This window comes from Siminovitchia fordii DSM 16014 = CIP 108821 (assembly GCF_000374565.1).
GTDB classification, from domain to species: Bacteria; Bacillota; Bacilli; order Bacillales; family Bacillaceae_C; genus Siminovitchia; species Siminovitchia fordii.
In genome coordinates, this window is record NZ_KB894708.1 from 1 (window position 1) to 25,285 (window position 25,285).

At 44.0% G+C, this 25,285-nt stretch carries 25 protein-coding genes, 1 rRNA gene and 2 other annotated features; all 26 genes read left to right on the top strand.

What is annotated here, in order from left to right; all coding sequences use genetic code 11:
- The first annotated feature begins 49 nt into the window (after nt 1-49).
- Nucleotides 50-165, top strand: a 5S ribosomal RNA gene (rrf, locus tag C509_RS0119910).
- Nucleotides 166-363: 198 nt separating this feature from the next.
- Nucleotides 364-837, top strand: a complete 474-nt coding sequence (locus C509_RS0119915) for a glutathione peroxidase (protein WP_018708694.1) — start codon at nt 364-366, stop codon at nt 835-837.
- 300 nt (nt 838-1,137) lie between these two features.
- Complete coding sequence (locus C509_RS0119920; protein ID WP_026319990.1) at nt 1,138-1,599, top strand: CtsR family transcriptional regulator; 462 nt, start codon at nt 1,138-1,140, stop codon at nt 1,597-1,599.
- A gap of 20 nt (nt 1,600-1,619) precedes the next feature.
- On the top strand, nt 1,620-2,162 hold the full coding sequence (gene mcsA, locus C509_RS0119925; RefSeq protein ID WP_018708696.1) for a protein-arginine kinase activator protein McsA: 543 nt from the start codon (nt 1,620-1,622) through the stop codon (nt 2,160-2,162).
- A complete protein-coding gene (mcsB, locus tag C509_RS0119930) occupies nt 2,159-3,241 on the top strand; it encodes a protein-arginine kinase McsB (RefSeq protein ID WP_018708697.1) in 1,083 nt (360 codons plus the stop codon). Before mcsA ends, mcsB begins: the two co-directional genes overlap by 4 nt.
- Nucleotide 3,242: 1 nt before the next feature.
- Nucleotides 3,243-5,684, top strand: a complete 2,442-nt coding sequence (gene clpC / locus C509_RS0119935) for an ATP-dependent protease ATP-binding subunit ClpC (protein WP_018708698.1) — start codon at nt 3,243-3,245, stop codon at nt 5,682-5,684.
- 448 nt (nt 5,685-6,132) lie between these two features.
- Complete coding sequence (gene radA, locus C509_RS0119940; protein ID WP_018708699.1) at nt 6,133-7,503, top strand: DNA repair protein RadA; 1,371 nt, start codon at nt 6,133-6,135, stop codon at nt 7,501-7,503.
- Between the two features lie 202 nt (nt 7,504-7,705).
- Entirely contained in the window at nt 7,706-8,806 is a 1,101-nt protein-coding gene (locus tag C509_RS0119945) for a PIN/TRAM domain-containing protein (protein WP_018708700.1), read from the top strand.
- Nucleotides 8,807-8,823: 17 nt separating this feature from the next.
- Nucleotides 8,824-9,510 (top strand): 2-C-methyl-D-erythritol 4-phosphate cytidylyltransferase, encoded by a 687-nt coding sequence (ispD, locus tag C509_RS0119950; RefSeq protein ID WP_018708701.1) that lies wholly within the window; start codon nt 8,824-8,826, stop codon nt 9,508-9,510.
- A gap of 19 nt (nt 9,511-9,529) precedes the next feature.
- Nucleotides 9,530-10,012 carry a 2-C-methyl-D-erythritol 2,4-cyclodiphosphate synthase gene (gene ispF / locus C509_RS0119955; RefSeq protein ID WP_018708702.1) on the top strand — a complete coding sequence of 161 codons (483 nt, stop codon included), beginning with the start codon at nt 9,530-9,532 and terminating at the stop codon, nt 10,010-10,012.
- Between the two features lie 240 nt (nt 10,013-10,252).
- Nucleotides 10,253-11,713 (top strand): glutamate--tRNA ligase, encoded by a 1,461-nt coding sequence (gene gltX / locus C509_RS0119960; RefSeq protein ID WP_018708703.1) that lies wholly within the window; start codon nt 10,253-10,255, stop codon nt 11,711-11,713.
- Nucleotides 11,714-11,915: 202 nt separating this feature from the next.
- Nucleotides 11,916-12,147: a binding site (T-box leader), on the top strand.
- 46 nt (nt 12,148-12,193) lie between these two features.
- The gene (gene cysE / locus C509_RS0119970; RefSeq protein WP_018708705.1) at nt 12,194-12,847 is read left to right on the top strand and encodes a serine O-acetyltransferase; all 654 of its coding nucleotides are present in this window, start codon (nt 12,194-12,196) and stop codon (nt 12,845-12,847) included.
- A complete protein-coding gene (gene cysS / locus C509_RS0119975; protein WP_018708706.1) occupies nt 12,844-14,241 on the top strand; it encodes a cysteine--tRNA ligase in 1,398 nt (465 codons plus the stop codon). Before cysE ends, cysS begins: the two co-directional genes overlap by 4 nt.
- The gene (locus C509_RS0119980; protein ID WP_018708707.1) at nt 14,238-14,666 is read left to right on the top strand and encodes a Mini-ribonuclease 3; all 429 of its coding nucleotides are present in this window, start codon (nt 14,238-14,240) and stop codon (nt 14,664-14,666) included. The genes cysS and C509_RS0119980 overlap by 4 nt, the downstream gene beginning before the upstream one ends.
- Entirely contained in the window at nt 14,663-15,406 is a 744-nt protein-coding gene (gene rlmB / locus C509_RS0119985; protein WP_018708708.1) for a 23S rRNA (guanosine(2251)-2'-O)-methyltransferase RlmB, read from the top strand. The genes C509_RS0119980 and rlmB overlap by 4 nt, the downstream gene beginning before the upstream one ends.
- Before the next feature lie 4 nt (nt 15,407-15,410).
- The gene (locus C509_RS0119990) at nt 15,411-15,920 is read left to right on the top strand and encodes an NYN domain-containing protein (RefSeq protein ID WP_018708709.1); all 510 of its coding nucleotides are present in this window, start codon (nt 15,411-15,413) and stop codon (nt 15,918-15,920) included.
- A 72-nt stretch (nt 15,921-15,992) separates the two neighbouring features.
- Nucleotides 15,993-16,643 carry an RNA polymerase sporulation sigma factor SigH gene (gene sigH, locus C509_RS0119995; protein ID WP_018708710.1) on the top strand — a complete coding sequence of 217 codons (651 nt, stop codon included), beginning with the start codon at nt 15,993-15,995 and terminating at the stop codon, nt 16,641-16,643.
- Nucleotides 16,644-16,727: 84 nt separating this feature from the next.
- A complete protein-coding gene (gene rpmG / locus C509_RS25765; RefSeq protein WP_083934634.1) occupies nt 16,728-16,874 on the top strand; it encodes a 50S ribosomal protein L33 in 147 nt (48 codons plus the stop codon).
- A gap of 46 nt (nt 16,875-16,920) precedes the next feature.
- Complete coding sequence (gene secE / locus C509_RS0120000; RefSeq protein ID WP_018708711.1) at nt 16,921-17,106, top strand: preprotein translocase subunit SecE; 186 nt, start codon at nt 16,921-16,923, stop codon at nt 17,104-17,106.
- Nucleotides 17,107-17,546: 440 nt separating this feature from the next.
- Nucleotides 17,547-18,083 carry a transcription termination/antitermination protein NusG gene (nusG, locus tag C509_RS0120010; protein ID WP_018708713.1) on the top strand — a complete coding sequence of 179 codons (537 nt, stop codon included), beginning with the start codon at nt 17,547-17,549 and terminating at the stop codon, nt 18,081-18,083.
- A 129-nt stretch (nt 18,084-18,212) separates the two neighbouring features.
- Nucleotides 18,213-18,638, top strand: a complete 426-nt coding sequence (rplK, locus tag C509_RS0120015; protein ID WP_018708714.1) for a 50S ribosomal protein L11 — start codon at nt 18,213-18,215, stop codon at nt 18,636-18,638.
- Between the two features lie 93 nt (nt 18,639-18,731).
- Entirely contained in the window at nt 18,732-19,433 is a 702-nt protein-coding gene (gene rplA, locus C509_RS0120020; protein WP_018708715.1) for a 50S ribosomal protein L1, read from the top strand.
- A 38-nt stretch (nt 19,434-19,471) separates the two neighbouring features.
- Nucleotides 19,472-19,619 (top strand) — a sequence feature (ribosomal protein L10 leader region).
- 37 nt (nt 19,620-19,656) lie between these two features.
- Nucleotides 19,657-20,151: a 50S ribosomal protein L10 gene (gene rplJ, locus C509_RS0120025; RefSeq protein ID WP_018708716.1), complete on the top strand. Its 495-nt coding sequence runs from the start codon at nt 19,657-19,659 to the stop codon at nt 20,149-20,151.
- A gap of 47 nt (nt 20,152-20,198) precedes the next feature.
- Complete coding sequence (rplL, locus tag C509_RS0120030) at nt 20,199-20,564, top strand: 50S ribosomal protein L7/L12 (protein WP_018708717.1); 366 nt, start codon at nt 20,199-20,201, stop codon at nt 20,562-20,564.
- 109 nt (nt 20,565-20,673) lie between these two features.
- Nucleotides 20,674-21,285, top strand: coding sequence for a class I SAM-dependent methyltransferase (locus C509_RS0120035; RefSeq protein WP_018708718.1), 612 nt, complete (start codon nt 20,674-20,676; stop codon nt 21,283-21,285).
- Between the two features lie 408 nt (nt 21,286-21,693).
- Nucleotides 21,694-25,248, top strand: a complete 3,555-nt coding sequence (rpoB, locus tag C509_RS0120040) for a DNA-directed RNA polymerase subunit beta (protein WP_018708719.1) — start codon at nt 21,694-21,696, stop codon at nt 25,246-25,248.
- The last annotated feature ends 37 nt before the right edge of the window (nt 25,249-25,285 follow it).

The window sequence follows — 25,285 nt, forward strand, 5'->3', positions numbered from 1 at the left end:
TCTTCTCTTATCTGGTTTTGAGGGAATGAATCCCTTTCTAAATAAATAGTCTGGTGGCGATAGCGAAGAGGTCACACCCGTTCCCATCCCGAACACGGAAGTTAAGCTCTTCAGCGCCGATGGTAGTGAGGGGCTTCCCCTTGTGAGAGCAGGACGTCGCCGGGCAATAAGAAAAACATGGAGTCAGTGGACTTCATGTTTTTTTGTGTTTTTTAATATCACAAGTGTAATCATGATTGAACTTGTTTGAATGCTGACCTGATAATAGAATTCCTCCTGAAATCCCATTAAGTCATAAAAATTGTTTTCGTCCAGATTCTTTCCTTAAAATAATAAAGACGATAACATTGGGAGGAGAAGACAATGACCGTTTATGATTTCACAGTTCTAACAGCAGATGGGAAAGAAATCTCCCTGAATAAGTATGAGGGGGAGGTACTGCTAATTGTTAATACAGCAAGCAAATGCGGATTTAGTCCCCAACTGAAAGAGTTACAGATGCTTCATGATACATACAAAGACAAAGGGTTCACTATTTTAGGCTTTCCCAGCGATCAATTCATGAATCAGGAATTTGCTGATATTCAGGATACATTAGATTTTTGCCAAACGAATTATGGTGTCGATTTTCCGATTTATGCCAAAACAAAAGTTAAGGGTGAAGATTCCCATCCGTTATTCAGTTTTTTGACCGGGTCGAAAAAGGGGTTTTTTACAAATGAAATCAAGTGGAATTTCACTAAATTTCTTATCAATCGACAAGGCTATGTAGTAAAGAGATATGCACCGCAGACAAAACCTTTCAAAATTGCAAAGGATCTTGAAGATTTACTATAGGTTAGTATTAACATATTTTTAAAAATGTAGAAACCTGTGTTAAATAATACCAATCCCAAAACACTGCAGGGGAAGATTCTAAAAAAATACCAAATCAATAATAAACAGCATTCGTCCATATTGTTGTCACTGAAAGCCCGCACAAGTCTTTGGTCCTAATTTGCTTGTTGCAGTGTTGATTCCTTGCAAGGATGGGTAAGATAAAATAAACAATAAACCGTCTTGATAATGGTGGACTAAATTTTGTATAATATAAGTCAAATATAGTCAAAGTCAAGCAAGGTAAGGAGGTGCTTGATGATGCGGAATATATCCGATATTATTGAAAACTATTTAAAGCAAGTTTTGGAACTAAGTGAAAGCGAAATCGTAGAAATAAAAAGAAGCGAAGTGGCAGATAAGTTTCAGTGTGTTCCTTCACAGATAAACTATGTCATTAATACTCGTTTTACCATGGAAAGAGGGTACATGGTTGAAAGCAAACGGGGCGGGGGCGGCTATATTCGCATTTCCAAGGTTAAACTGCATAATCAGGCTCATCTGATTGACCAATTGAAAGTGCTGATTGGCCAAAAGATATCCCAAAGCAGGGCAGAGGATGTCATCATGAGGCTATTGGAAGAAGAAATTTTATCAGAACGTGAAGCAAAGATCATGATAAACGTCATAAACCGTTCTGTATTATTTATCGATCTGCCGGATAGGGATGAATTGAGAGCTAGGATGCTGCTGGCTATGCTGCGGACGATAAAATACGATTAGGGAAAAGGAGGATGGCTTTGATGATTTGTCAAGAATGTAAAGAAAGGCCCGCCTCCCTGCATTTTACAAAAGTGGTGAACGGGGAGAAAACGGTTATTCAGCTATGTGAACAATGCGCGCAGGAAAAGGGTGATATGTTTCTGATGGAAGGAGGATCCGGCTTTTCAATCAATGATCTGTTGGCAGGACTTTTGAATCCATCCTTTCAAAACACTTCCCCTCATTCGGCGCTCGGAAGTCAAATTGTCCAGTGTGATGTTTGCGGGATGACCTATCAGCAATTTGCGAATATCGGACGCTTTGGGTGCGCCAATTGCTACAATGCCTTCAGGAACCAATTGATTCCCATATTGAAAAAGCTGCACAGTGGTAATATAGCCCACGGAGGGAAGGTCCCAACGAGGATTGGCGGGTCTTTGCATTTAAAAAAGAAAATACAAGAATACAAAAGTGAGCTTGTAGCTTTAATAGAACATGAAGAGTTTGAAAAAGCTGCAGAAGTACGCGATCAAATTCGCTCCCTTGAAAAAAAATTGGCTGAAGGGGAGGAGAAAATGGAATGAGCCTCGAAAAGTTTCTTAATCAGGCTGTCAGTTCTTGGATGAGCTCAGAAGGACCAGATTCTGATATCATTCTCAGCTCCAGGATTAGATTGGCGAGGAATTTACTTCGGTTTAAGTTCCCAACTCTGTTTACTAATGATGAAGCAAGGGAAATAATTAGCAAAACGAAAAATATTTTTGTACAAGAAGAGGGGCATAACATCGGTCAGTTGGAATTTTTGGAAATTGATGATTTAAAAGCCCTAGAAAAAAGGGTGTTGGTGGAAAAACATTTAATTAGTCCCCGATTGGCTGAAAATGCCAAACATGGTGCTGTTTTGCTCTCTGGGCAGGAAGATATCAGTATCATGATCAATGAAGAAGATCACATAAGAATCCAATGTCTGTTTCCTGGCTTCCAAATAAGTGAAGCGCTGGAACGGGCAAATGTCATCGATAATATCCTGGAAGCAAAGGTCGATTATGCATTCGATGAGAAACTGGGATACTTAACAAGCTGTCCGACAAACGTGGGTACAGGACTTCGGGCATCTGTCATGGTTCACCTTCCTGCTCTTATCCTTACCCGTCAAATGAACCGCATTATTCCGGCAATTAACCAGCTTGGACTTGTGGTACGAGGGATGTATGGAGAAGGCAGCGAAGCTTTAGGGAACATTTTCCAAATATCCAATCAGATTACACTTGGGAAGTCGGAAGAAGATATTATCGGTGATTTGATTAGCGTTGTTCAGCAAATTGTTGCTCAGGAAAGGGCAGCAAGGGAAGCATTAATAAAAACATCAAGCATTCAATTGGAAAATAAAGTATTCCGTTCATACGGAATATTGGCCAACAGCAGGATCATTGAAACAAAAGAAGCTGCTGAATGTTTATCTGATGTCAGATTGGGCATAGATACAGGATACATTACCCATCTTTCCAGAAATATTCTAAATGAATTGATGATCTTGACGCAGCCAGGATTTTTACAGCAATATGCAGGAGGGCCGCTTCGTCCTGTAGAACGAGATATCAAAAGGGCGGCATTGATACGGGAAAGATTGAAACTAGAAGAGAGACGGACAGGAGGAGATTAGTATGATGTTTGGTCGTTTTACAGAGAGAGCTCAAAAGGTATTGGCCCTTTCACAGGAAGAAGCAGTCCGCCTTGGACACGGCAATATCGGAACTGAGCATATTTTGCTGGGGTTGGTCAGAGAAGGAGAAGGAATAGCGGCTAAAGCGTTATATGGACTTGGTCTAGGTCCGGAAAAAATCCAAAAAGAGGTTGAGAATCTGATTGGCCGCGGAAAAGACAATTCTCAAACCATTCATTATACTCCACGTGCGAAAAAAGTGATTGAACTGTCGATGGATGAAGCAAGAAAACTTGGCCATTCATATGTCGGCACGGAACATATACTGCTTGGACTTATTCGTGAAGGAGAAGGTGTTGCGGCAAGAGTGTTGAACAATCTTGGTGTGAGCCTGAACAAAGCCCGTCAGCAGGTGCTTCAGCTGTTGGGAAGCAATGAGGCAAGCAGCCACGGAGGAGCTTCCGCAAGTGCCAATACCCCTACGCTAGATAGCCTGGCGAGGGATTTAACAGCAATTGCAAGAGAAGGGAGCCTTGACCCTGTTATCGGCCGTAACAAAGAAATTCAAAGGGTCATCGAGGTATTAAGCAGACGGACTAAGAATAATCCGGTCCTCATTGGTGAACCCGGAGTTGGTAAAACTGCGATTGCTGAAGGCCTTGCACAGCAAATCATCAATAACGAAGTTCCTGAAACCCTGCGTGACAAGCGTGTCATGACCTTAGATATGGGAACGGTAGTGGCAGGAACCAAATACCGTGGTGAATTCGAGGATCGCTTGAAAAAAGTAATGGATGAAATCAGGCAGGCGGGCAATATCATTTTATTTATAGATGAACTTCATACATTGATTGGTGCAGGGGGAGCGGAAGGTGCTATTGATGCATCCAATATTCTAAAACCGTCGCTTGCGAGAGGTGAACTTCAGTGTATTGGTGCTACAACGTTGGATGAATACCGAAAATACATTGAAAAGGATGCTGCGCTTGAAAGGCGGTTCCAGCCTATACAAGTGGATGAACCGACGGTTGAAGAATCCATTCAAATATTAGAGGGACTTCGCGACCGTTATGAAGCCCACCATCGGGTATCCATCACGGATGAAGCAATCGAGGCTGCAGTAAAATTGGCAGACCGTTATATCTCTGATCGTTTCCTTCCCGATAAAGCAATTGACCTGATTGATGAAGCAGGTTCCAAGGTCCGGCTTCGTTCCTATACGACACCGCCGAATCTAAAAGAATTGGAAGTGAAGCTCGAATCCATCCGCAAAGAGAAAGATGCAGCAGTCCAAAGCCAGGAATTTGAAAAAGCTGCCTCTTTAAGGGATTCAGAGCAAAAGCTCCGCGAAGAGCTGGAAGAAACGAAAAAGACTTGGAAAGAAAAGCAGGGCCAGGAAAATACGGAAGTGACGGTCGAGGATATCGCCCAAGTCGTATCGAGCTGGACTAGTGTCCCTGTATCCAAACTAGCCTCGACAGAGACGGAAAGGCTATTGAATCTGGAAGAAATTCTGCATTCACGGGTCATCGGCCAGGAGGAAGCCGTTAAATCTGTTGCGAAGGCTGTACGAAGAGCAAGAGCAGGACTTAAAGATCCGAAGCGTCCTATCGGTTCGTTTATCTTCTTGGGTCCAACCGGAGTTGGTAAAACGGAGCTTGCAAGGGCGCTTGCAGAATCTATGTTTGGAGACGAGGATGCCATCATACGTCTGGATATGTCCGAGTATATGGAGAAACATTCTACATCCCGTCTAGTCGGATCGCCTCCAGGATATGTTGGATTTGAAGAAGGCGGTCAGTTGACCGAAAAGGTCCGCCGTAAACCATATTCCGTCATCCTTCTGGATGAGATTGAAAAGGCCCATCCTGATGTTTTTAATATTTTGCTTCAAGTACTTGAAGATGGCCGCCTGACAGATTCAAAGGGAAGAACGGTTGACTTCCGAAATACTGTTCTCATTTTGACGTCAAATGTCGGAGCCCAGGCACTGCAGCGAAATAAATATGTAGGCTTTGCCATTCAGGATGGAGAACAGGATTATAAGGATATGAAAGGCCAGGTCATGGAAGAATTGAAAAAGGCGTTCCGTCCTGAGTTTTTGAACAGGATTGATGAAATTATTGTCTTCCATGCTTTAGAGAAACCACACTTGAAAGAAATTGCCACATTGATGGCGAATCAGTTGATTTCCCGCTTGAAGGAGCAGGATATGGAACTTGAATTGACCGAAGCGGCAAAGGATAAAATCACAGAAGAAGGCTTCGATCCTGAATACGGGGCCCGTCCACTCAGAAGGGCCATTCAGAAGTTTATAGAGGACCGCCTCTCTGAGGAACTGCTGAAGGGAACGATCAAAATGGGTCAACAAGTAGTAGTCGATGTGCAGGACGGAGAGTTCATAGTGAAAGCAAAAGAAGAAGAAGGATCTGCTATTTCCTAATATCTAAGGGGTACATGGAGAACGGAGCCGTGTACCCCATGCTTTGTTTGTCAGCTCAGATGAACAGAGCAGTCGACGCGATAGGACATTTCAAAAAGAGCCTGGCATCAGACAGGAAATACTAATGCACTGTAGGAACAGGACAAGGGAAGCTACAGCGACATTGAATCGCTATAAGGAGAAAAGCTTTTTTGGGAATGTAGCGCTTTGGAGGTGGTCAGTTCTCGGACTCTTATGGCTATTACAGCCTATCCAAGAAAATGGGGGACAACAAAGCATACGGAGGTATTCTCTTAGGCATTTCACAAAGTATCAATTATCTGCTTGGTTGACCACTGCTTAAGGAGCTTACATTTTTGTTGTTGAAACAGCCGTTTTGACATCTGCCTGACACACTGGTCCTTTACAATGAGATATAAGTAACAGAAGATGAGGGGGAAGAAAGTAGTTGGCGAAAAAAAAGACAAAATTCATGTGTCAAAACTGCGGATATGAGTCCCCCAAATGGATGGGGCGCTGTCCGGGTTGCGGGGAATGGAATCAAATGGTGGAAGAGGTTGAAATCATTGGAAAAGGGCGAAAAGGATCTTTAAGCCCATCCGATGAAACCGGAGCTAAGGCAACACCGATCACCACCATTCAAACCGAAAATGAACCGAGAGTGGAAACAAGGCTGAAAGAGTATAATCGCGTGCTGGGAGGCGGCGTTGTACCTGGCTCTTTAGTGTTAATTGGCGGAGACCCGGGAATCGGTAAATCAACCCTGCTTTTGCAGGTGTCTTCCCAACTGGCGGATACGGATAAAAAGGTGCTTTATATTTCGGGTGAAGAATCTGTCAAACAGACAAAATTAAGAGCGGATAGGCTTAATGTCTCCTCACCCAGTCTATATATTTATGCTGAAACCAACCTTGAGTTTATTCACCAGACAATTTCAGATTTATCGCCGGATTTTGTAGTGGTCGATTCGATTCAAACCGTCTATCATCCTGAGATCACTTCTGCACCGGGCAGTGTTTCCCAGGTTCGCGAGTGTACCGCTGAATTGATGAAAATTGCGAAGACGAGAGGAATTGCCATTTTCATAGTGGGACACGTAACAAAGGAAGGCGCTATTGCAGGACCGAGGCTTTTGGAGCATATGGTGGATACTGTGCTGTATTTTGAAGGAGAACGTCACCATACATACCGCATTTTACGGGCGGTAAAAAACCGTTTCGGTTCCACAAATGAAATCGGCATTTTTGAAATGAAGGAATTTGGTCTGGATGAGGTAGAAAATCCATCAGAGATTTTCCTTGAAGAGCGATCCAAAGGCTCATCAGGCTCAACTGTTGTGGCGTCAATGGAAGGAACAAGGCCGGTGCTAGTGGAAATACAGGCGTTGATCTCCCCGACAAGCTACGGAAATCCCCGGCGGATGGCCACCGGCATTGATCATAACAGGGTATCCCTTTTAATGGCTGTATTGGAAAAACGAGTGGGGCTATTGCTGCAAAATCAAGATGCTTATTTAAAAGTTGCTGGCGGAGTGAAGCTGGATGAACCTGCAATCGATTTGGCTATAGCCGTAAGCATTGCATCCAGTTTTAGAGATCAGCCTACTAGACCGGCTGACTGTATTATTGGCGAAGTCGGGTTGACCGGGGAAGTGCGCCGTGTCTCAAGGATTGAGCAGCGGGTTCAGGAGGCGGCCAAGCTAGGCTTCACTCGCGTGCTGGTTCCTGACAGAAATATAAGCGGTTGGAAAGTGCCTGAAGGAATTGAACTGATTGGTGTAGCAACGGTTGAAGAAGCATTGCAGCATGCCTTTAAGTAGCTGTATTGAAAGGTAGTTGTCACATAAGTGAAATAGACTCAATGGAGCCATTTTGCTAAAGTAGTAATAAAGGGATAGAATCCGCAAAAGCTATATTAATATAATGTTTTTATGGGAAATAAGATTGATTCTGTAATTATTTGGAACTCTCATGTTTTTAAAATCGGCAAGTTGCTTATAATTAGAATAAGGAGGTGAGAGGATGTTAAAACGCATAGTTCAGGCGTGCTTTTTGCTTATGGGGGGAACCCTTGGAGTTATCTTTGTTCCTGAACTTTTAAAATTAGCTTCTCTCGATCAAGTCGTTTTAATTAACAATCCGTTGGTAAATGCTCTTATAGGTGCTATTATATTTTATGTCATTACTTTTTGGGCGGTGGACCATGTTGTCAATTTTGTCAAATGGTTTGAAGACCGTATTGTCAAGGCTCCAGTCTCGGATATTCTATTCGGAAGCCTAGGGTTGATTTTCGGACTGATTATCGCTTTTCTAGCAGGTTTGGCCATTAATCAGACTGAATTGCCTATCGTAAATGAAGTGGTTCCGATATTGTTGACCCTGCTGATTGGATATCTCGGTTTTCAGGTAGGCTTTAAAAAGAAAGAAGAGTTGATGAATTTCTTTTCCTTCAACCGAGCGAATAAAAAGAAAGAGGAAATAGAAGATGCCGCCGACCAGTCCAAATACTCCTCGAGGAGACTGAAAATCCTTGATACAAGTGTCATCATTGACGGAAGAATTGCTGACATATGCCAAACGGGTTTTTTGGATGGAGTTCTTGTCATACCTCATTTTGTACTTGCGGAGTTGCAGCATATTGCGGACTCTTCGGACGCTTTAAAGCGGAATCGGGGAAGGCGTGGACTTGATACTTTGAACCGTATCCAGAAGGAAGTCAGCATTGAGGTAGAAATGTACGAAGGAGATTTCGAAGATGTCCAGGAGGTGGACAGCAAGCTTGTCAAACTTGCCAAGTTAATGAACGGGACAGTTGTCACAAACGACTTCAACTTGAATAAAGTGTGTGAAATTCAAGACGTTCCCGTATTAAATATCAATGACCTTGCAAACGCAGTGAAGCCGGTAGTCTTGCCTGGGGAAGAGCTGAACGTCCAGGTCATCAAGGACGGTAAAGAATACAATCAGGGTGTTGCTTACCTTGATGATGGAACAATGATTGTTGTTGAAGAGGGAAGAGATTACATTGGGAAAAGAATTGATGTCATCGTGACAAGTGTCTTACAGACATCTGCGGGACGAATGATTTTTGCCAAGCCTAAATTATTGGAAAAAGCTTTATAGGGACAGGAGAATTTCAGTTGGATTATCAGGTGATCATTCCCGCTGCGGGATCGGGAAAAAGAATGGGTGCAGGCCGGAATAAGTTATTCATTGAAGTCACGGGGAAGCCGGTCATCCTGCATACATTGGATGTATTTGCGTCCGACCTTTACTGTAAAAAAATAATTTTGGCTGTCCAGCCGAACGATGAAAACCATTTTAAGGATATACTGGCTGGTCATCCAGGCAACGGAAAAATCGATTTTGTATATGGAGGGCATGAGCGCCAACACAGCGTATATAATGGATTGAAGGCAGCCAGTGGTGAGATTATCCTCGTTCATGATGGCGCCCGCCCATTTATCCGCCAGCATACGATCAGCCGGCTTGTCCAGTCGGCTCATGACAACGGCGCTGCCATAGCGGCAGTTCCAGTAAAAGATACAATCAAAAGGGCTGATCAAAATCAAGTGGTTGAAACGGTCGATCGATTGGGCTTGTGGCAAATTCAAACACCACAAGCTTTTCGTTTGCCAATTTTAATACGTGCGCATGAACAGGCAATAGAACAAGATTATTTAGGGACTGATGAAGCCTCTCTTGTTGAAAAGATCGGTTTACCTGTCATGATAATAGAAAGTGACTACGATAATATTAAATTAACGACTCCCGAAGATTTATACTTTGCAGAAGCCATTTTGGCAAAAAGAAAGAATTTGGGATGAGGGAGGGGGCTAAATACATATGTTTAGAGTTGGACAAGGATTTGATGTGCATGAATTTGCCGAAGGCAGGCCGCTGATTATAGGCGGCATCCACATACCTCATGACAGAGGGCTTATAGGGCATTCAGACGCAGATGTCCTGTTGCATACAGTTGCTGACGCTTGCTTGGGGGCAATTGGCGAAGGCGACATTGGCCGGCACTTTCCGGATACGGACATGGCGAATAAGGACCTGGATTCAGCACGCCTGCTTGCGGATGTATGGCAGCTTGTAAAAGAAAAAGGATATAAGCTTGTGAACGCCGATTGTACAATCATGGCGCAGAAGCCTAAAATGGCGCCCTATATTGAACAGATGAGATCACGGATTGCTGAATTGCTCGAAGCCGACAAAGAACAGGTGAACGTGAAAGCAACGACAACAGAGCGTCTGGGATTTGTTGGGCGGGAAGAAGGCATCGCAGCACAGGCAGTTGTTTTGATCACAAAATCGGATGATTAGAGTTGGCTGCTTTCAAGAAAGCCGGTGTTATTGTAAAATAAAAAGAAAAGCGCAAGCGCCTGTTGATCAACGTACAGATTGTAATGCTCCGACGAGATAAGAAGCCAATGTTGACTTATCGTAGGAAGAGACGCGAAGTCTAAGTGGTTGGTAGGCGCTGAAGCTAGACACGATGTTTTTCACAGTCCAGACAATTCCTAGTTCCAAAGCAACTATGGAAATTTTGAGGAGGCATTACACATGTCAAATGACATAAGAGTACGTTACGCGCCAAGCCCTACAGGGCATCTTCATATAGGAAATGCACGTACTGCACTATTCAACTATTTATTTGCCCGGAATAAGGGCGGGAAATTTATCATCAGAATTGAAGATACAGACCAAAAAAGAAATATAGAAGGCGGGGAGCAAAGTCAGCTAACCTATTTGAAATGGCTTGGCATTGATTGGGATGAGAGCATTGACAAAGACGGTGGCTACGGCCCATACCGCCAATCCGAACGCAATGACATCTATCAAAAATATTACAATCAATTGCTTGAAAGTGGACATGCCTATAAGTGCTACTGTACACCGGAGGAACTTGAAGCGGAAAGGGAAGAACAGATAGCCCGCAAGGAAATGCCGCGTTATTCCGGAAAATGCCGCCATTTAACAGCGGAGGATCGGCAAAAGCTTGAAGCGGAAGGCAGGGAGCCCAGCATTCGCTTCAAGGTCCCTTCAGGTAAAGTAATTGCTTTTAACGATATGGTCAAAAATGAAGTTTCCTTTGATTCCGATGGAATCGGCGACTTTGTTATTGTTAAAAAAGACGGCATTCCAACATATAACTTTGCTGTTGCCATTGATGACCATTTAATGGAGATCAGTCATGTCTTACGGGGAGATGACCATATTTCCAATACGCCGAAACAACTGATGGTCTATGATGCCTTTGGTTGGGAGCCTCCGGTCTTCGGACATATGACGCTTATTGTTAATGAAAGCCGCAGAAAGCTCAGCAAGCGGGATGAATCAATCATCCAGTTTATCGAGCAATATGCAGACCTCGGATATATTCCCGAAGCTTTATTCAACTTTATCGCATTGCTCGGATGGTCGCCTGAAGGAGAAGAAGAAATTTTTTCTAGACAAGAATTAATCGACATTTTTGATGCCAACCGCTTGTCGAAATCTCCAGCTTTGTTCGACACACATAAACTTGCGTGGACGAATAATCAGTACATGAAAAAGCAGGATTTGGATAGAGTTGTCGAATTGGCCATGCCACATCTGAAAAAAGCAGGGTTGATACCTGAACAGCTGACTGAAGACGAAGAAAAATGGGCCCGGAGCCTTATTGCTCTGTATCAGGAACAGATGAGTTACGGGGCAGAGATTGTTGAGCTCTCCAAGCAATTCTTCCAAGATGACATTCAATTTGGCGAAGAGGAAAAGGCTGTGTTAGAGGAGGAGCAGGTTCAGGCTGTCCTGCAGGCATTTTATAACCAGATTTCTAATTTGGAGCCGTTTCAAGCGGCTGAAATTAAAAAGGCCATGAAAACTGTCCAAAAAGAAACCGGACATAAAGGCAAGAAGCTGTTTATGCCGATCAGGGTGGCCGTTACAGGAGAAATGAGAGGCCCTGAACTTCCTAATGCAATTGAATTGTTAGGAAGGGACAAGGTAAAGTTGCGCCTTGAGCGTTTAATTCAAGCTTAAGAAAGCAGAAGATTGACCAGAGAAAAGTTTCTGCTTTGTTTTACTCTGGCATATAGCTTCTTGGTCACAAGATTAAGGAAGATTGTGCCCCTGCAGTCAGTGTCCGGGCTGGAAAGGAATCTTCTTGTTTGCCAGCCTGGGGCAAGACGCTCGCGCCTTTCTTATTAACAAATCGAACAAAATGTAATATATTATAGTCATAGTAAAAGCAATGACGGGGAAAAGTAGGAAATCGATGCTGATCAGAGAGAACCGCCGCCGGCTGAGAGCGGTTTGAGCCACTCGGTTTTTGAACATGCACCCCGGAGCCTTGTGTTGAACGGCTGCCGCCAACTAAACGCAAGCGGGAACCTTCCGTTACAAGGGATAAGTTGGGGTGTAGGGAATTTTAAAACACCCAACCAGAGTGGAACCGCGCCGTAAGCGTCTCTGTTATAGAGGCGCTTTTTGTTTTCGACAAAAAAGAGAGGAGTGATCACCATGTTCAAACGAATGAAGGAAGATATTGAAACAGTGTTTGATCAGGACCCGGCAGCCCGGACCAGCATTGAAGTCATCCTGACATATTCTGGCTTGCATGCCATTTGGGCACATAGAGTGGCTCATGCATTTTTTAAAAGGAAGATGTATTTTATTGCAAGACTGATTTCACAGGTCAATCGATTTTTTACCGGGATTGAGATTCATCCGGGAGCAAAAATCGGACGCCGTTTCTTTATTGACCACGGAATGGGAGTGGTTATCGGGGAAACGTGTGTAATTGGCGACGGCGTCACCGTTTTTCAGGGTGTAACTCTCGGAGGGACAGGAAAGGAAAAAGGAAAGCGGCATCCGACCATCAAGGACAATGCTTTGATTGCTACAGGAGCAAAGGTGCTTGGCAATATTACAATCGGAGAAAATTCGAAAGTAGGAGCAGGTTCCGTCGTATTAAAAGATGTACCGCCAAACTCCACGGTTGTTGGTATTCCGGGACGGGTCGTTATAAGGGACGGTGTGAAGCTGAAAAGGGACTTGAACCATAGTGATTTGCCTGATCCAATTTCAGATAAGTTCGCAGCAATGGAGCAGGAAATTGCACGTTTGAGTATGGAGCTATCGGCCATGAAGAAAGAGAGGAGTCATTCAGGATGACAATCAAGATATACAATACATTGACAAGAAAAAAAGAGGTGTTCGTTCCGCTTGAAGAAGGAAAGGTCAAAATGTATGTTTGCGGACCGACTGTCTATAACTATATTCATATTGGGAATGCCCGGCCGGCGATTGTTTTCGATACGGTCCGCCGCTATTTGGAATACAGGGGGTTTGATGTCCATTATGTCTCCAATTTCACTGATGTTGATGACAAAATCATCAATGCTGCCAAAGAGCTTAAGACAGATGCGCTCTCGGTTGCCAATCGGTTTGTAGATGCTTTTTTCGAAGATGTTCATGCACTGGGCTGCAAAAAAGCAGACGAACATCCAAGGGTGACTGAAAACATAGACGTCATTATCGAATTCATTGAAGCACTCATTGAAAAAGGCTACGCTTATGAATCCGGTGGTGATGTATATTACAGAACAAGAAAATTCGACGGGTATGGAAAGCTGTCGCATCAATCGATTGATGATTTGAAGGTCGGTGCTCGTATCCAGCCCGGAGAACTGAAGGAAGATGCACTTGATTTCGCTCTTTGGAAATCGGCTAAAGAAGGAGAAATTTCCTGGGATAGTCCGTGGGGAAAGGGCCGTCCTGGCTGGCATATTGAATGCTCTGCTATGGCGAGAGAGTATCTTGGGGATACTATCGATATCCATGCGGGAGGACAGGATTTGGCTTTCCCTCACCATGAGAACGAAATTGCTCAGTCGGAAGCCATGACCGGCAAGCTATTTGCCCGCTACTGGATGCATAACGGCTATATTAACATCGACAATGAAAAGATGTCCAAATCACTTGGAAACTTTGTTTTGGTCAATGATATTATCAAGCAGATTGATCCACAGGTTCTCCGGTTCTTCATGTTGTCCGTGCATTACCGTAATCCAATCAATTACTCGGAAAACCTGGTGACAGATGCAGGAGCGGGCCTTGATAGGCTGAAGACATCTTACCAAAACTTGAAGTATCGCCTTGAAACAAGCGCCGATCTGGCAGGTGATGGAAAGGAATGGACGGATAAAATAGAAGAACTGCATCAGGAGTTCTTAGACAAGATGGATGATGACTTCAACACAGCCGATGGCATTTCCGTACTATTCGAACTCGCAAAGCAGGCTAATTACTACTTGATGGAAAAAAACACATCTGTTGCTGTCATTCGTGCATTCATGAAGAAGTTTGAAGAGCTTTTCCCTGTGTTGGGACTTGATCTGGAAACGGAAGAATTGCTCGATGAAGATATCGAACAACTCATTGAACAACGGAACCAGGCCAGAAGGGAGCGCAATTTCCAACTGGCAGATCAAATCCGCGATCAGTTAAAAGATATGAATATTATTCTGGAAGATACGGCACAAGGCACCAGATGGAAGCGGGGATGACTGATATGAATATTCCGCCGAAAGTGGAATACAGACAGTTGAATAGTTTGGCACTCGCCTATATGGGCGATGCCATTTATGATGTGTTCATCCGCGGTCGCTTATTGGAAAGTGGAAAAACTAGGCCAAACAAGCTTCATTTCGAGGCCACCCGCTACGTTTCGGCAAAAGCCCAAGCCGCCGCTTTAAAAGAGTTAATAGACAATGGTTTTTTATCAGAGGAAGAAAAGAAAATTGCCAGGCGGGGCAGAAACGCCAAATCTGGAACGGTCCCAAAAAATACGGACGTTCAAACATACAGGCACAGTACAGCTTTAGAAGCATTGATCGGCTGGCTGTATCTGGCGAATGAACACAAACGATTGGAAGAGCTGATTGAAAAGATTATTGATGCCATAGATACAGAAAGAGGAGGAGCAACATGAGCCAGCAGTGGATTGCAGGAAAAAATCCCGTATTGGAAGCGCTCAGGTCAGACAGAGACATTCATAAAATCTTGGTAGCCGAAGGATCCCAAAAAGGACATATGCAGGTCATCGTTAAGTTAGCAAAAGAAAAGCGGGTTCAAATTCAATATGTCCCCAGGAAAAAAATTGATCAATTGACGGAAGAAAATCACCAAGGGGTCATTGCTGAGGTGGCCGCTTATCGGTATGCCGATTTGGAAGAGCTTTTCGAGCGGGCAGCTTCAAAGGGAGAGGATCCTTTTTTCCTCCTATTGGATGAGCTGGAGGATCCCCACAATCTTGGTTCCATTCTAAGGACGGCGGATGCTGCAGGCGTTCATGGGATTATCATCCCCAAAAGGCGCTCGGTCGGCCTGACTTCAACGGTTGCAAAACTTTCGACCGGAGCGATTGAACATATCCCTGTTGCACGTGTCACAAATCTTGCCAGAACGGTTGATGAGTTAAAAAATCGAGGCATTTGGATATTTGGGACGGATGCTAAGGAAAGCACGGATTACCGCCAGATGGATGCTTCCCTCCCCCTTGCTGTCGTCATTGGCAGTGAGGGTAAAGGAATGAGCAGGCTGATTAAAGAAAAGTGTGATTTCCGCATACATTTGCCGATGGCTGGGCACGTAACATCATTAAACGCCTCTGTAGCGGCCGCTCTCTTGATGTATGAAGTGTATCGCAAGCGCCAGCCGCTGGAGAGGTGAGCGGATGGATATTTTGATTGTCGACGGATATAACATGATTGGAGCCTGGCCCGAGCTTGTTCAACTAAAGCAAAAAGATCTCGCAGCAGCAAGGGACCGGCTCATAGAAATATTGGCAGAATATCAGGGATTCACCGGTTTTAAAGTGATTATCGTTTTTGATGCTTATGAAGTAAAAGGAATTGAAAAAAAGTACCGGAAGCATCGGGTTGAGGTGATTTATACAAAGACGGAGGAGACTGCCGATGAACGGATTGAAAAACTGGCTAACGAGTTGAACAGCCGCACAACGCAGATTTACGTAGCGACCTCCGATTTTACAGAACAGTGGGCCATATTTGGACAGGGAGCTTTAAGAATATCAGCCCGGGAGCTATTGGAAGAAGTATTGGACACAAAACGGAGGATTGAGAAGAAAGTCGAAAAAACGCAGGAAAAGGCTCCCTTGCGCAAGATAGATTTAAGCCAAGATATGACAGAAATCTTTGAAAAGTGGAGACGGGGAGAAAAATGACTGGTTGACGTTAGAAAATTCTGTCATGTATAATAATTCTATCGACGGTTTTTACAGGAGCGGGGGATCAGAGTGATTTCATACATTGAACTAGATAAAGACACAGCTTTTGAATTGCTGGAAGATGAAGCACTGATTGAACTGGTACACAACGGTGATAGTGAAGCTCTTGATTATCTAATAAAAAAATACCGCAATTTTGTAAGGGCAAAAGCCCGGTCCTATTTTCTGATAGGAGCGGACAACGAAGATATCGTACAAGAAGGCATGATCGGTCTTTATAAAGCAATCCGAGACTTTAAGGAAGAGAAACTCGCCTCATTCAAAGCTTTTGCGGAACTTTGCATTACAAGGCAAATCATTACCGCTATCAAAACTGCTACCCGTCAAAAACATATTCCACTTAACTCATATGTTTCCTTGGACAAGCCCATTTACGATGAAGAATCAGACCGTACACTCATGGATGTCATTTCCGGAGCGAAAATCATGAATCCGGAAGAACTGCTCATTCATAGGGAAAGGTTTAATAGCATAGAAGACAAAATGACCGAGCTGCTGAGTGATCTGGAAAGGAAGGTGTTGGCCCTCTATTTGGATGGACGCACCTACCAGGAAATTTCCGACGAACTGGACCGGCATGTGAAATCGATCGACAATGCTCTCCAAAGGGTGAAAAGGAAGCTTGAACGCTACTTGGAATTGCGAGAAATTACCTTCTAAACATCCGAGCGATACGCGCTATATTGACGATACTGTCTTTTCGTGGTATTTTTTAAAAGATATGTTGATATAAGGTGCGGTTTGATGAAAAATAAAATTATATGGGCTTGCAGTGATTGCGGTTGCAGAAACTATACGACGGACAACAGGGAAAAATCGTCCGAGCGGTTAACCATAAAGAAGTATTGCAAAACCTGCAATGCACATACTGTCCATCGGCAAACAAAATAACCCTTTTAAGAGAGTCTGTCTATTTTCAGATGTTGGAGGTTCGATCATGTCAAGCATAACTCAATTTTTCCGCAACGTCGGCTCAGAAATGAGAAAAGTGAGCTGGCCGAAACGGAAAGAACTTGTAGGATACACCATAACCGTTATTACGACAGTCGTGTTACTCGCTCTATTTTTTGCGCTTGTCGATCAAGGGATTTCTAGATCCATCCGGTTTATTCTTGATCTATAAAACAACTGACTTTAATTGATAAATTTGTATATAAGCTTGCTGCTCGTGGTATAATATAAGAACAATAAAAATGCCGCCTTATTTTCAAAAGCCCGGTCAACGGGTTTTTTCATTTGCTCGAAGAAAAAGCACACGTCCGCTTGGCTTCGTACAAACTGAACAGAAATATGGGGACGCTTGATCAACTGTGACAAGCATAAAATGATTCCGGATGAGGCAGCCCTTCGGCCACCATATGACTTCGGTGAGCTGGACAAGGGTACTTCCAATGAGGTGAAGGAAGTATGGTGATGAATGCCGCTTTAAGCCGCCATGCCCGCGGGTTCGGTGGTAATAGGAAATCTTGTCCGCCGAAACCAGACAGTCATCCATCCTAAAAAAATATAATTTTTTTAAAAATACAGATTGGATAGGGAGGGAAGGACGCTCAGTCCCGCTCAATGGAAAAGAATTGGTACGTTGTGCACACATATTCCGGATACGAAAACAAGGTGAAAACGAACCTTGAAAAAAGAGTAGAATCCATGGGGATGCAAGATAAGATTTTCCGCGTCATTGTTCCGGAAGATGAAGAAACAGCCACGAAAAACGGAAAGACAAAAACGGTCAAGAAAAAGGTTTTTCCCGGGTATGTATTGGTAGAGCTCATCATGACTGATGATTCCTGGTACGTTGTAAGAAACACTCCGGGAGTGACGGGATTTGTCGGTTCCGCGGGCTCCGGTTCCAAGCCGACCCCGCTTTTACCGGAAGAAATCAATTATATTTTAAGAAGAATGGGCATGGATAAGACTCCTGTCGATGTACAATTTGAAGAAGGTGAATCTGTAACGGTTAAAGAAGGGCCGTTTGCAAATTACACGGGTAAAATTGATTCAATAGATTTGGACAAGGGGAAAGCAAGGGTACTTGTTAACATGTTTGGCCGTGAGACCCCTGTAGAATTAGACTTTGAACAAATTGAAAAAATAAGTTAAAACAACTTGTTTTTTGACATCAAAAGTGGTAATATTTTTTAGGTTAGCTCTCGCAAGAGACGTTATGTAGAATGAGTGGGAGGGGAAAGCCCCTATTACCACATCACGGACTTTAAGGAGGTGTGTCTCGTGGCTAAAAAAGTAATCAAAGTAGTAAAACTTCAAATTCCTGCGGGCAAAGCGAATCCGGCACCACCAGTTGGACCGGCATTGGGTCAAGCAGGTGTAAATATCATGGGATTCTGTAAGGAGTTTAATGCTCGTACATCAGATCAAGCAGGATTGATCATCCCGGTTGAAATCACTGTTTTTGAAGACAGATCCTTTACATTCATTACAAAAACTCCGCCAGCAGCTGTTCTTTTGAAGAAAGCAGCCGGCATTGAGTCAGGTTCCGGAGAGCCGAACAAAAAATCGGTTGCTACTGTGAAACGTGATAAAGTGCGAGAAATCGCTGAAACAAAGATGCCTGATTTGAATGCGGCAAGCGTGGAAGCAGCCATGCAAATGGTTGAAGGCACTGCACGAAGCATGGGAATCAAGATTGAAGACTGATTGTTTAGGAGGTTGCAGAGCTGCATTTTGTACCCTGCAACCTCTATTCGTGGGAGGTTTTTCCGCTAAAACCACAATATAGGAGGATTAATGATGGCTAAGAAAGGCAAGAAATATCTCGAAGCTTTAAAGCTTGTCGACCGTTCAAAAGCTTACGCGATCGATGAAGCGATCGAGCTCGTTAAAAAAACAGACTTTGCTAAGTTCGATGCTACTGTCGAAGTGGCATTCCGTCTTGGGGTAGATCCTAAGAAAGCGGACCAACAAATCCGTGGTGCAGTTGTTCTTCCAAATGGAACAGGTAAAACTCAGCGCGTTCTTGTTTTCGCAAAAGGCGAAAAAGCGAAAGAGGCTGAAGCTGCAGGTGCAGATTATGTAGGAGATGCTGAATTCATCAACAAAATCAACCAAGGTTGGTTTGATTTCGATGTAGTTGTTGCTACACCGGATATGATGGGCGAAGTTGGTAAACTCGGACGTACGCTTGGACCAAAAGGTCTTATGCCGAACCCGAAAACAGGCACAGTTACTTTTGATGTTGAAAAAGCTGTGAATGAAATCAAAGCAGGTAAAGTAGAATACCGCTTGGATAAAGCTGGAATCATCCATGTGCCGATCGGAAAAGTTTCTTTCGAAAACGAAAAACTTCAAGAGAACTTTGCGACGATCTTTGATACAGTATTGAAGGCTAAACCGGCAGCTGCCAAAGGAACATTTATGAAAAATGTTTCCATCACATCCACGATGGGGCCTGGAATTAAGGTCGATCCTTTCACAGTTGCTGCTAAAGCGTAAGTTGACAACATTTTATCTGTTTGATAAAATATAAAAGCTGAAAAATAACATTTGTACCGTAGACAGCAGGTGCTCCTTGGAGCTTAATATCCCGCCGAGGTCATTGCGATATACCATATTCAATCTGTTTGTGCGGATTGGACGCAAACCTCCATGTCTATTGGCTGGAGGTTTTTTGTATTTCCCGGTATGAATGTTCATCTGTGAATTGGGAGGTGTAAGGATGAGCAAAGTAATTGAGCAAAAGAAACAAGTTGTTGAAGAAATTGCAGACAAACTAAAAGCCAGTGTATCTACTGTTATCGTAGACTACCGTGGTTTGAATGTGGCTGAGGTGACTGAACTTCGCAAACAGCTTCGCGAAGCAGGCGTTGAATACAAAGTTTACAAAAACTCCATGACACGTCGTGCAGCTGAAGCAGCTGGCCTTGCTGATCTGAACGAACAGCTAGTCGGTCCTAACGCGATCGCATTCAGTACAGAGGATGTAGTGTCACCTGCGAAAATCTTGAACGATTTCGCAAAGGAACACGATGCATTGGAAATCAAAGCTGGTGTTATTGAAGGAAACGTTGCTACAGCTGAGGAAATCAAGGCGCTTGCAAGCCTGCCTTCCCGCGAAGGATTGCTTTCCATGTTGCTTAGCGTTCTTCAAGCTCCAATGCGCAACTTCGCACTCGCAACAAAAGCTGTCGCTGACCAAAAAGAAGAGGCGTAAGCTGTCCGTTGCCATATAAAATTTAAAAAAATTTGGAGGAATAAATCATGACGAAAGAACAAATCATTGAAGCTGTCAAAGAAATGACAGTTCTTGAGCTTAACGATCTTGTAAAAGCAATTGAAGAAGAATTCGGCGTAACTGCTGCTGCTCCTGTAGCTGTTGCTGGTGGGGCTGCTGCTGCAGATGCTGGTGCAGAGCAAACAGAATTCGACGTAATTCTTGCTAGTGCTGGCGGACAAAAAATTAAAGTTATCAAAGCGGTTCGAGAAGCTACAGGCCTTGGCTTGAAAGAAGCGAAAGAGCTTGTTGACAATGCACCTAAACCAATTAAAGAAGGCGCATCTAAAGAAGAGGCTGAAGAGCTCAAAGCTAAACTTGAAGAAGTTGGAGCGGAAGTCGAAGTTAAGTAATAATGTGCTGATTAAAAAGCTCGCTGATATAAGCGGGCTTTTTCGTACGTTTACTAGAAAAGGAAAGCGCCTGTTTAACGATTTTTTAAACAAATCGGAGGTTGTCTAAATGACGGAGCACTACTATTCGCGTAACCCCGAAGTGGACAGTGATCCCGTATTCTGGGATACGAAGCTGCGAAATCATTCTTTCCGCTTCAAAACAGACCGCGGTGTTTTTTCGAAGCAAGAAGTGGATTTTGGTTCAAGGCTTCTGATTGAAACTTTTACAATGCCGGATGTAGACGGCCCTTTACTTGATCTTGGGTGTGGCTACGGTCCCATCGGCTTGGGCCTTGCCAAGGATTTTACAGATAGAATCATACACATGGCAGACATTAATGAACGTGCGGTTGGCTTGGCTAAAGATAATTCCGCAGCCAATCATATTGAAAATGTAATAATCTATGAAAGTGACGGTTTTCAAAATGTTAAAGACAAAGGTTTTGCTGCCATATTAATTAACCCTCCTATCAGGGCCGGGAAACGAGTTATCTTCGACATGTTCGAAAATGCTTTTCATTATCTTGTCGAAAGAGGAGAACTGTGGATTGTGATCCAGAAAAAACAGGGGGCTCCTTCGACAAAAACAAAATTGGAAGAGATCTTTGCGCAGGTTGAGACGAAAGGTAAGAAAAAAGGCTATTATATTTTTAAAGCAAAAAAGTTTGCATCCCTTTGACTATTGTGCTAATATTGTAAGATGCTAATACCATGCTTTCCTTAAAATAGCTGATAGTTGTATATTTATTGGCTTATATGGGAAAAATTAATAAATATAGGTTCGTCTCGGGAAATTGTGGTTTTCAAAGTAAAACCATTTTTCTTTTTGTAAGAAAAAAAGTGTTAAATTAGACGAGGGTTATCATTCGAATTATGAAGTGGTAGGTCTAGCTCCAGGCGCCGTCGGCGAAAGGATCAAGTCAAAATGCTGTGGTGGCTGAAAAGCTGCCTCCTCGCAATTCGTCTTGTGCTTGTCGCCTAAGGCTGCGCGCCTTACGCTTTTCTTTTTGTCAGATGATTATCCTGCTCGAATGAAGAGAGCGGATAGGATGAATAAAATGCATGATTTTTTTGAGGGGTGAATCAGTTGACAGGTCAACTTGTTCAGTATGGACGGCACCGCCAGCGCAGAAGCTTTGCTCGAATCAGTGAAGTATTGGAACTGCCAAACCTTATTGAAATTCAATCTTCCTCTTATCAATGGTTTCTTGATGAGGGCTTAAAGGAAATGTTTCAGGACATCTCCCCAATTGAAGATTTCGCCGGGAATCTATCGTTAGAATTTATCGATTATAGTCTCGGTGAGCCAAAATATTCTGTGGAAGAATCCAAAGAGCGTGATGCCACATATTCCGCTCCGCTTCGTGTCAAATTGCGTCTTTTAAATAAAGAGACCGGCGAAGTGAAAGACCAGGATGTATTCATGGGAGACTTTCCACTGATGACAGAAATGGGAACATTCATCATCAATGGGGCAGAGCGTGTTATCGTTTCGCAGCTTGTGCGCTCTCCAAGCGTTTATTACAGCGCCAAAATTGATAAGAATGGCAAGAAAGGCTTCACTGCAACCGTCATTCCGAACCGCGGCGCTTGGCTGGAATATGAAACAGATGCGAAAGATGTTGTGTATGTCCGTATCGACCGGACGAGGAAACTGCCGGTAACGGTTCTTTTGCGTGCACTAGGTTTTGGTTCTGATCAAGAAATCATCGAATTAATAGGAGATAACGAATATCTCCGGAACACGCTGGAAAAAGACAATACGGAGAACGTTGAAAAAGCTTTGCTTGAAATCTATGAACGCCTGCGTCCAGGTGAACCTCCAACCGTTGAAAACGCGAAAAGCCTGCTTATTTCACGCTTTTTTGATCCGAAAAGATATGATTTGGCCAACGTTGGACGTTATAAGATTAACAAGAAGCTTCATATTAAGAACCGCCTTTTTGGTCAGCGGCTTGCGCAAACATTAGCCGATCCTGAAACGGGCGAAGTCATTGCGGAGAAAGGCACTTTGCTTGATCGCCGCACATTGGACAAATTGATACCTCACCTTGAAAAAGGTGCTGGATTCAAAACGTATAACAATCATGGTGGTGTACTTGAAGATGACATCACCGTCCAAACAATTAAAATATATGCTCCAAATGACGATGAGGAAAGAGAAATCAATGTCATAGGCAACTCTTTCATAGAGGAAGAGATTAAGAATATCACGCCAGCGGATATCATTGCATCTATCAGCTATTTCTTTGACCTTCTATATGGAGTGGGTGATACCGATGATATCGATCACCTGGGCAACCGCCGTCTGCGTTCTGTCGGAGAACTGCTTCAAAATCAGTTCAGGATCGGGCTGTCCCGTATGGAGAGGGTTGTTCGGGAACGGATGTCAATACAAGACATCAATACGATCACACCTCAGCAATTGATCAATATTCGACCGGTCATTGCATCAATCAAAGAGTTTTTTGGAAGCTCCCAGTTATCTCAATTCATGGATCAGACAAATCCATTAGCAGAATTGACTCATAAGCGAAGACTTTCTGCTCTTGGACCAGGTGGTTTGACACGTGAACGTGCCGGAATGGAAGTCCGTGATGTTCACTATTCCCACTATGGACGGATGTGTCCGATTGAGACACCGGAGGGCCCGAACATCGGCTTGATCAACTCACTGTCCACTTTTGCGAAAGTGAATCGTTTTGGCTTTATTGAAACGCCATACCGACGTGTTGACCCTGAGACAGGGGTAGTGAGTAATCAGATCGACTATTTGACTGCCGATGAAGAGGATAACTACGTGGTGGCGCAGGCAAATGCTCCTTTGACAGAGGAAGGCACTTTTGCAAATGAAGAAGTCATTGCCCGTTTCCGCGGGGAAAACACCGTGATCAAAAGAGAGCGGATTGACTATATGGATGTTTCTCCGAAACAGGTCGTGTCCGCTGCAACAGCGTGTATACCATTCCTTGAAAACGATGACTCCAACCGGGCACTCATGGGAGCGAACATGCAACGGCAGGCTGTTCCACTCATGCAGCCGGAAGCTCCGCTTGTAGGTACCGGAATGGAATACGTATCGGCGAAGGATTCAGGTGCTGCTGTCATCTGCAAGCACGACGGTATTGTGGAACATATTGAGGCACGTGAAATTTGGGTTCGAAGAATCAAGGAAATTGACGGTCAAGAAGTGAAAGGTGACCTTGATAAATACCGCCTGCAAAAATTTATCCGGTCAAACCAGGGTACCTGCTACAACCAGCGTCCTATCGTAAGTGTCGGCAACAGGGTTGTAAAAGGGGAAATTCTTGCGGATGGCCCATCCATGGATCAAGGGGAATTGGCCCTTGGCCGAAATGTCCTCGTAGGATTTATGACGTGGGAAGGTTACAACTATGAAGATGCCATCATTATGAGCGAACGCCTCGTAAAAGATGATGTCTATACGTCGATTCATATTGAAGAATATGAATCTGAAGCAAGGGATACGAAACTAGGTCCCGAAGAAATGACAAGGGATATACCAAATGTCGGGGAAGATGCACTTAAAAACCTCGATGAACGCGGGATTATCCGAATCGGTGCAGAAGTGAAGGATGGCGATCTGCTCGTTGGAAAAGTGACACCTAAAGGTGTAACGGAATTGACAGCTGAAGAGCGGCTGCTTCATGCCATCTTCGGTGAAAAGGCACGTGAAGTCCGGGATACTTCCCTTAGAGTGCCTCATGGGGGCGGCGGAATCGTACTGGATGTAAAAGTGTTCAACCGTGAAGACGGTGACGAGCTTTCTCCGGGCGTAAACCAGCTTGTCCGTGTTTATATCGTTCAGAAAAGGAAAATATCCGAAGGGGACAAAATGGCGGGACGCCATGGTAACAAAGGTGTTATTTCCCGTATTCTTCCTGAAGAGGATATGCCTTACATGCCTGACGGTACACCTATCGATGTCATGCTCAACCCGCTCGGTGTTCCTTCAAGGATGAACATCGGCCAGGTGCTTGAACTGCACTTGGGCATGGCTGCAAGATACTTGGGCCTTCACATGGCATCACCTGTATTTGATGGTGCGACCGAAGAGGATGTATGGGAAACAATTGAAGAAGCAGGCATGGCTTCCGATGCGAAAACGGTACTTTATGACGGGCGAACAGGAGAAGCTTTTGACAACCGTGTCTCCGTTGGTGTCATGTATATGCTGAAACTTGCGCATATGGTTGATGATAAGCTGCATGCCCGGTCAACAGGCCCATACTCACTCGTTACCCAGCAGCCGCTTGGCGGTAAAGCTCAATTCGGTGGCCAGCGCTTCGGTGAAATGGAAGTGTGGGCGCTTGAAGCATACGGTGCAGCCTACACTCTTCAAGAAATCCTTACGGTGAAATCTGACGATGTCGTTGGACGTGTGAAGACATATGAGGCAATTGTCAAAGGTGAAAACGTCCCAGAGCCAGGTGTTCCTGAATCATTCAAAGTTTTGATCAAAGAGCTGCAAAGTCTTGGAATGGATGTCAAAATCTTATCCGGGGATGAACAGGAAATCGAAATGCGAGAGCTCGAGGACGAGGATGATCTCCACCAGGCAGACACTTTGAACATTGCTCCAGAAACAAAAGTGGAAGAAACAGCTGCGACGAAGGAGTAAATGATGTCAGACAAGGCAATTAGGGTAAAACCTGTAT

What these genes read in the sequence shown, in the direction of transcription:
- rpmG (WP_083934634.1), top strand. Translation starts at nt 16,728, where the DNA reads ATGAAAAATAAAATTATATGGGCTTGCAGTGATTGCGGTTGCAGAAAC.
- rplJ (WP_018708716.1), top strand. Translation starts at nt 19,657, where the DNA reads ATGAGCAAAGTAATTGAGCAAAAGAAACAAGTTGTTGAAGAAATTGCA.
- clpC (WP_018708698.1), top strand. Translation starts at nt 3,243, where the DNA reads ATGATGTTTGGTCGTTTTACAGAGAGAGCTCAAAAGGTATTGGCCCTT.
- gltX (WP_018708703.1), top strand. Translation starts at nt 10,253, where the DNA reads ATGTCAAATGACATAAGAGTACGTTACGCGCCAAGCCCTACAGGGCAT.
- C509_RS0119915 (WP_018708694.1), top strand. Translation starts at nt 364, where the DNA reads ATGACCGTTTATGATTTCACAGTTCTAACAGCAGATGGGAAAGAAATC.
- mcsA (WP_018708696.1), top strand. Translation starts at nt 1,620, where the DNA reads ATGATTTGTCAAGAATGTAAAGAAAGGCCCGCCTCCCTGCATTTTACA.
- C509_RS0119990 (WP_018708709.1), top strand. Translation starts at nt 15,411, where the DNA reads ATGGATATTTTGATTGTCGACGGATATAACATGATTGGAGCCTGGCCC.
- rplL (WP_018708717.1), top strand. Translation starts at nt 20,199, where the DNA reads ATGACGAAAGAACAAATCATTGAAGCTGTCAAAGAAATGACAGTTCTT.
- rlmB (WP_018708708.1), top strand. Translation starts at nt 14,663, where the DNA reads ATGAGCCAGCAGTGGATTGCAGGAAAAAATCCCGTATTGGAAGCGCTC.
- C509_RS0119945 (WP_018708700.1), top strand. Translation starts at nt 7,706, where the DNA reads ATGTTAAAACGCATAGTTCAGGCGTGCTTTTTGCTTATGGGGGGAACC.
- secE (WP_018708711.1), top strand. Translation starts at nt 16,921, where the DNA reads ATGTCAAGCATAACTCAATTTTTCCGCAACGTCGGCTCAGAAATGAGA.
- mcsB (WP_018708697.1), top strand. Translation starts at nt 2,159, where the DNA reads ATGAGCCTCGAAAAGTTTCTTAATCAGGCTGTCAGTTCTTGGATGAGC.
- nusG (WP_018708713.1), top strand. Translation starts at nt 17,547, where the DNA reads ATGGAAAAGAATTGGTACGTTGTGCACACATATTCCGGATACGAAAAC.
- cysE (WP_018708705.1), top strand. Translation starts at nt 12,194, where the DNA reads ATGTTCAAACGAATGAAGGAAGATATTGAAACAGTGTTTGATCAGGAC.
- rplA (WP_018708715.1), top strand. Translation starts at nt 18,732, where the DNA reads ATGGCTAAGAAAGGCAAGAAATATCTCGAAGCTTTAAAGCTTGTCGAC.
- ispF (WP_018708702.1), top strand. Translation starts at nt 9,530, where the DNA reads ATGTTTAGAGTTGGACAAGGATTTGATGTGCATGAATTTGCCGAAGGC.
- C509_RS0119920 (WP_026319990.1), top strand. Translation starts at nt 1,138, where the DNA reads ATGCGGAATATATCCGATATTATTGAAAACTATTTAAAGCAAGTTTTG.
- C509_RS0119980 (WP_018708707.1), top strand. Translation starts at nt 14,238, where the DNA reads ATGACTGATATGAATATTCCGCCGAAAGTGGAATACAGACAGTTGAAT.
- C509_RS0120035 (WP_018708718.1), top strand. Translation starts at nt 20,674, where the DNA reads ATGACGGAGCACTACTATTCGCGTAACCCCGAAGTGGACAGTGATCCC.
- cysS (WP_018708706.1), top strand. Translation starts at nt 12,844, where the DNA reads ATGACAATCAAGATATACAATACATTGACAAGAAAAAAAGAGGTGTTC.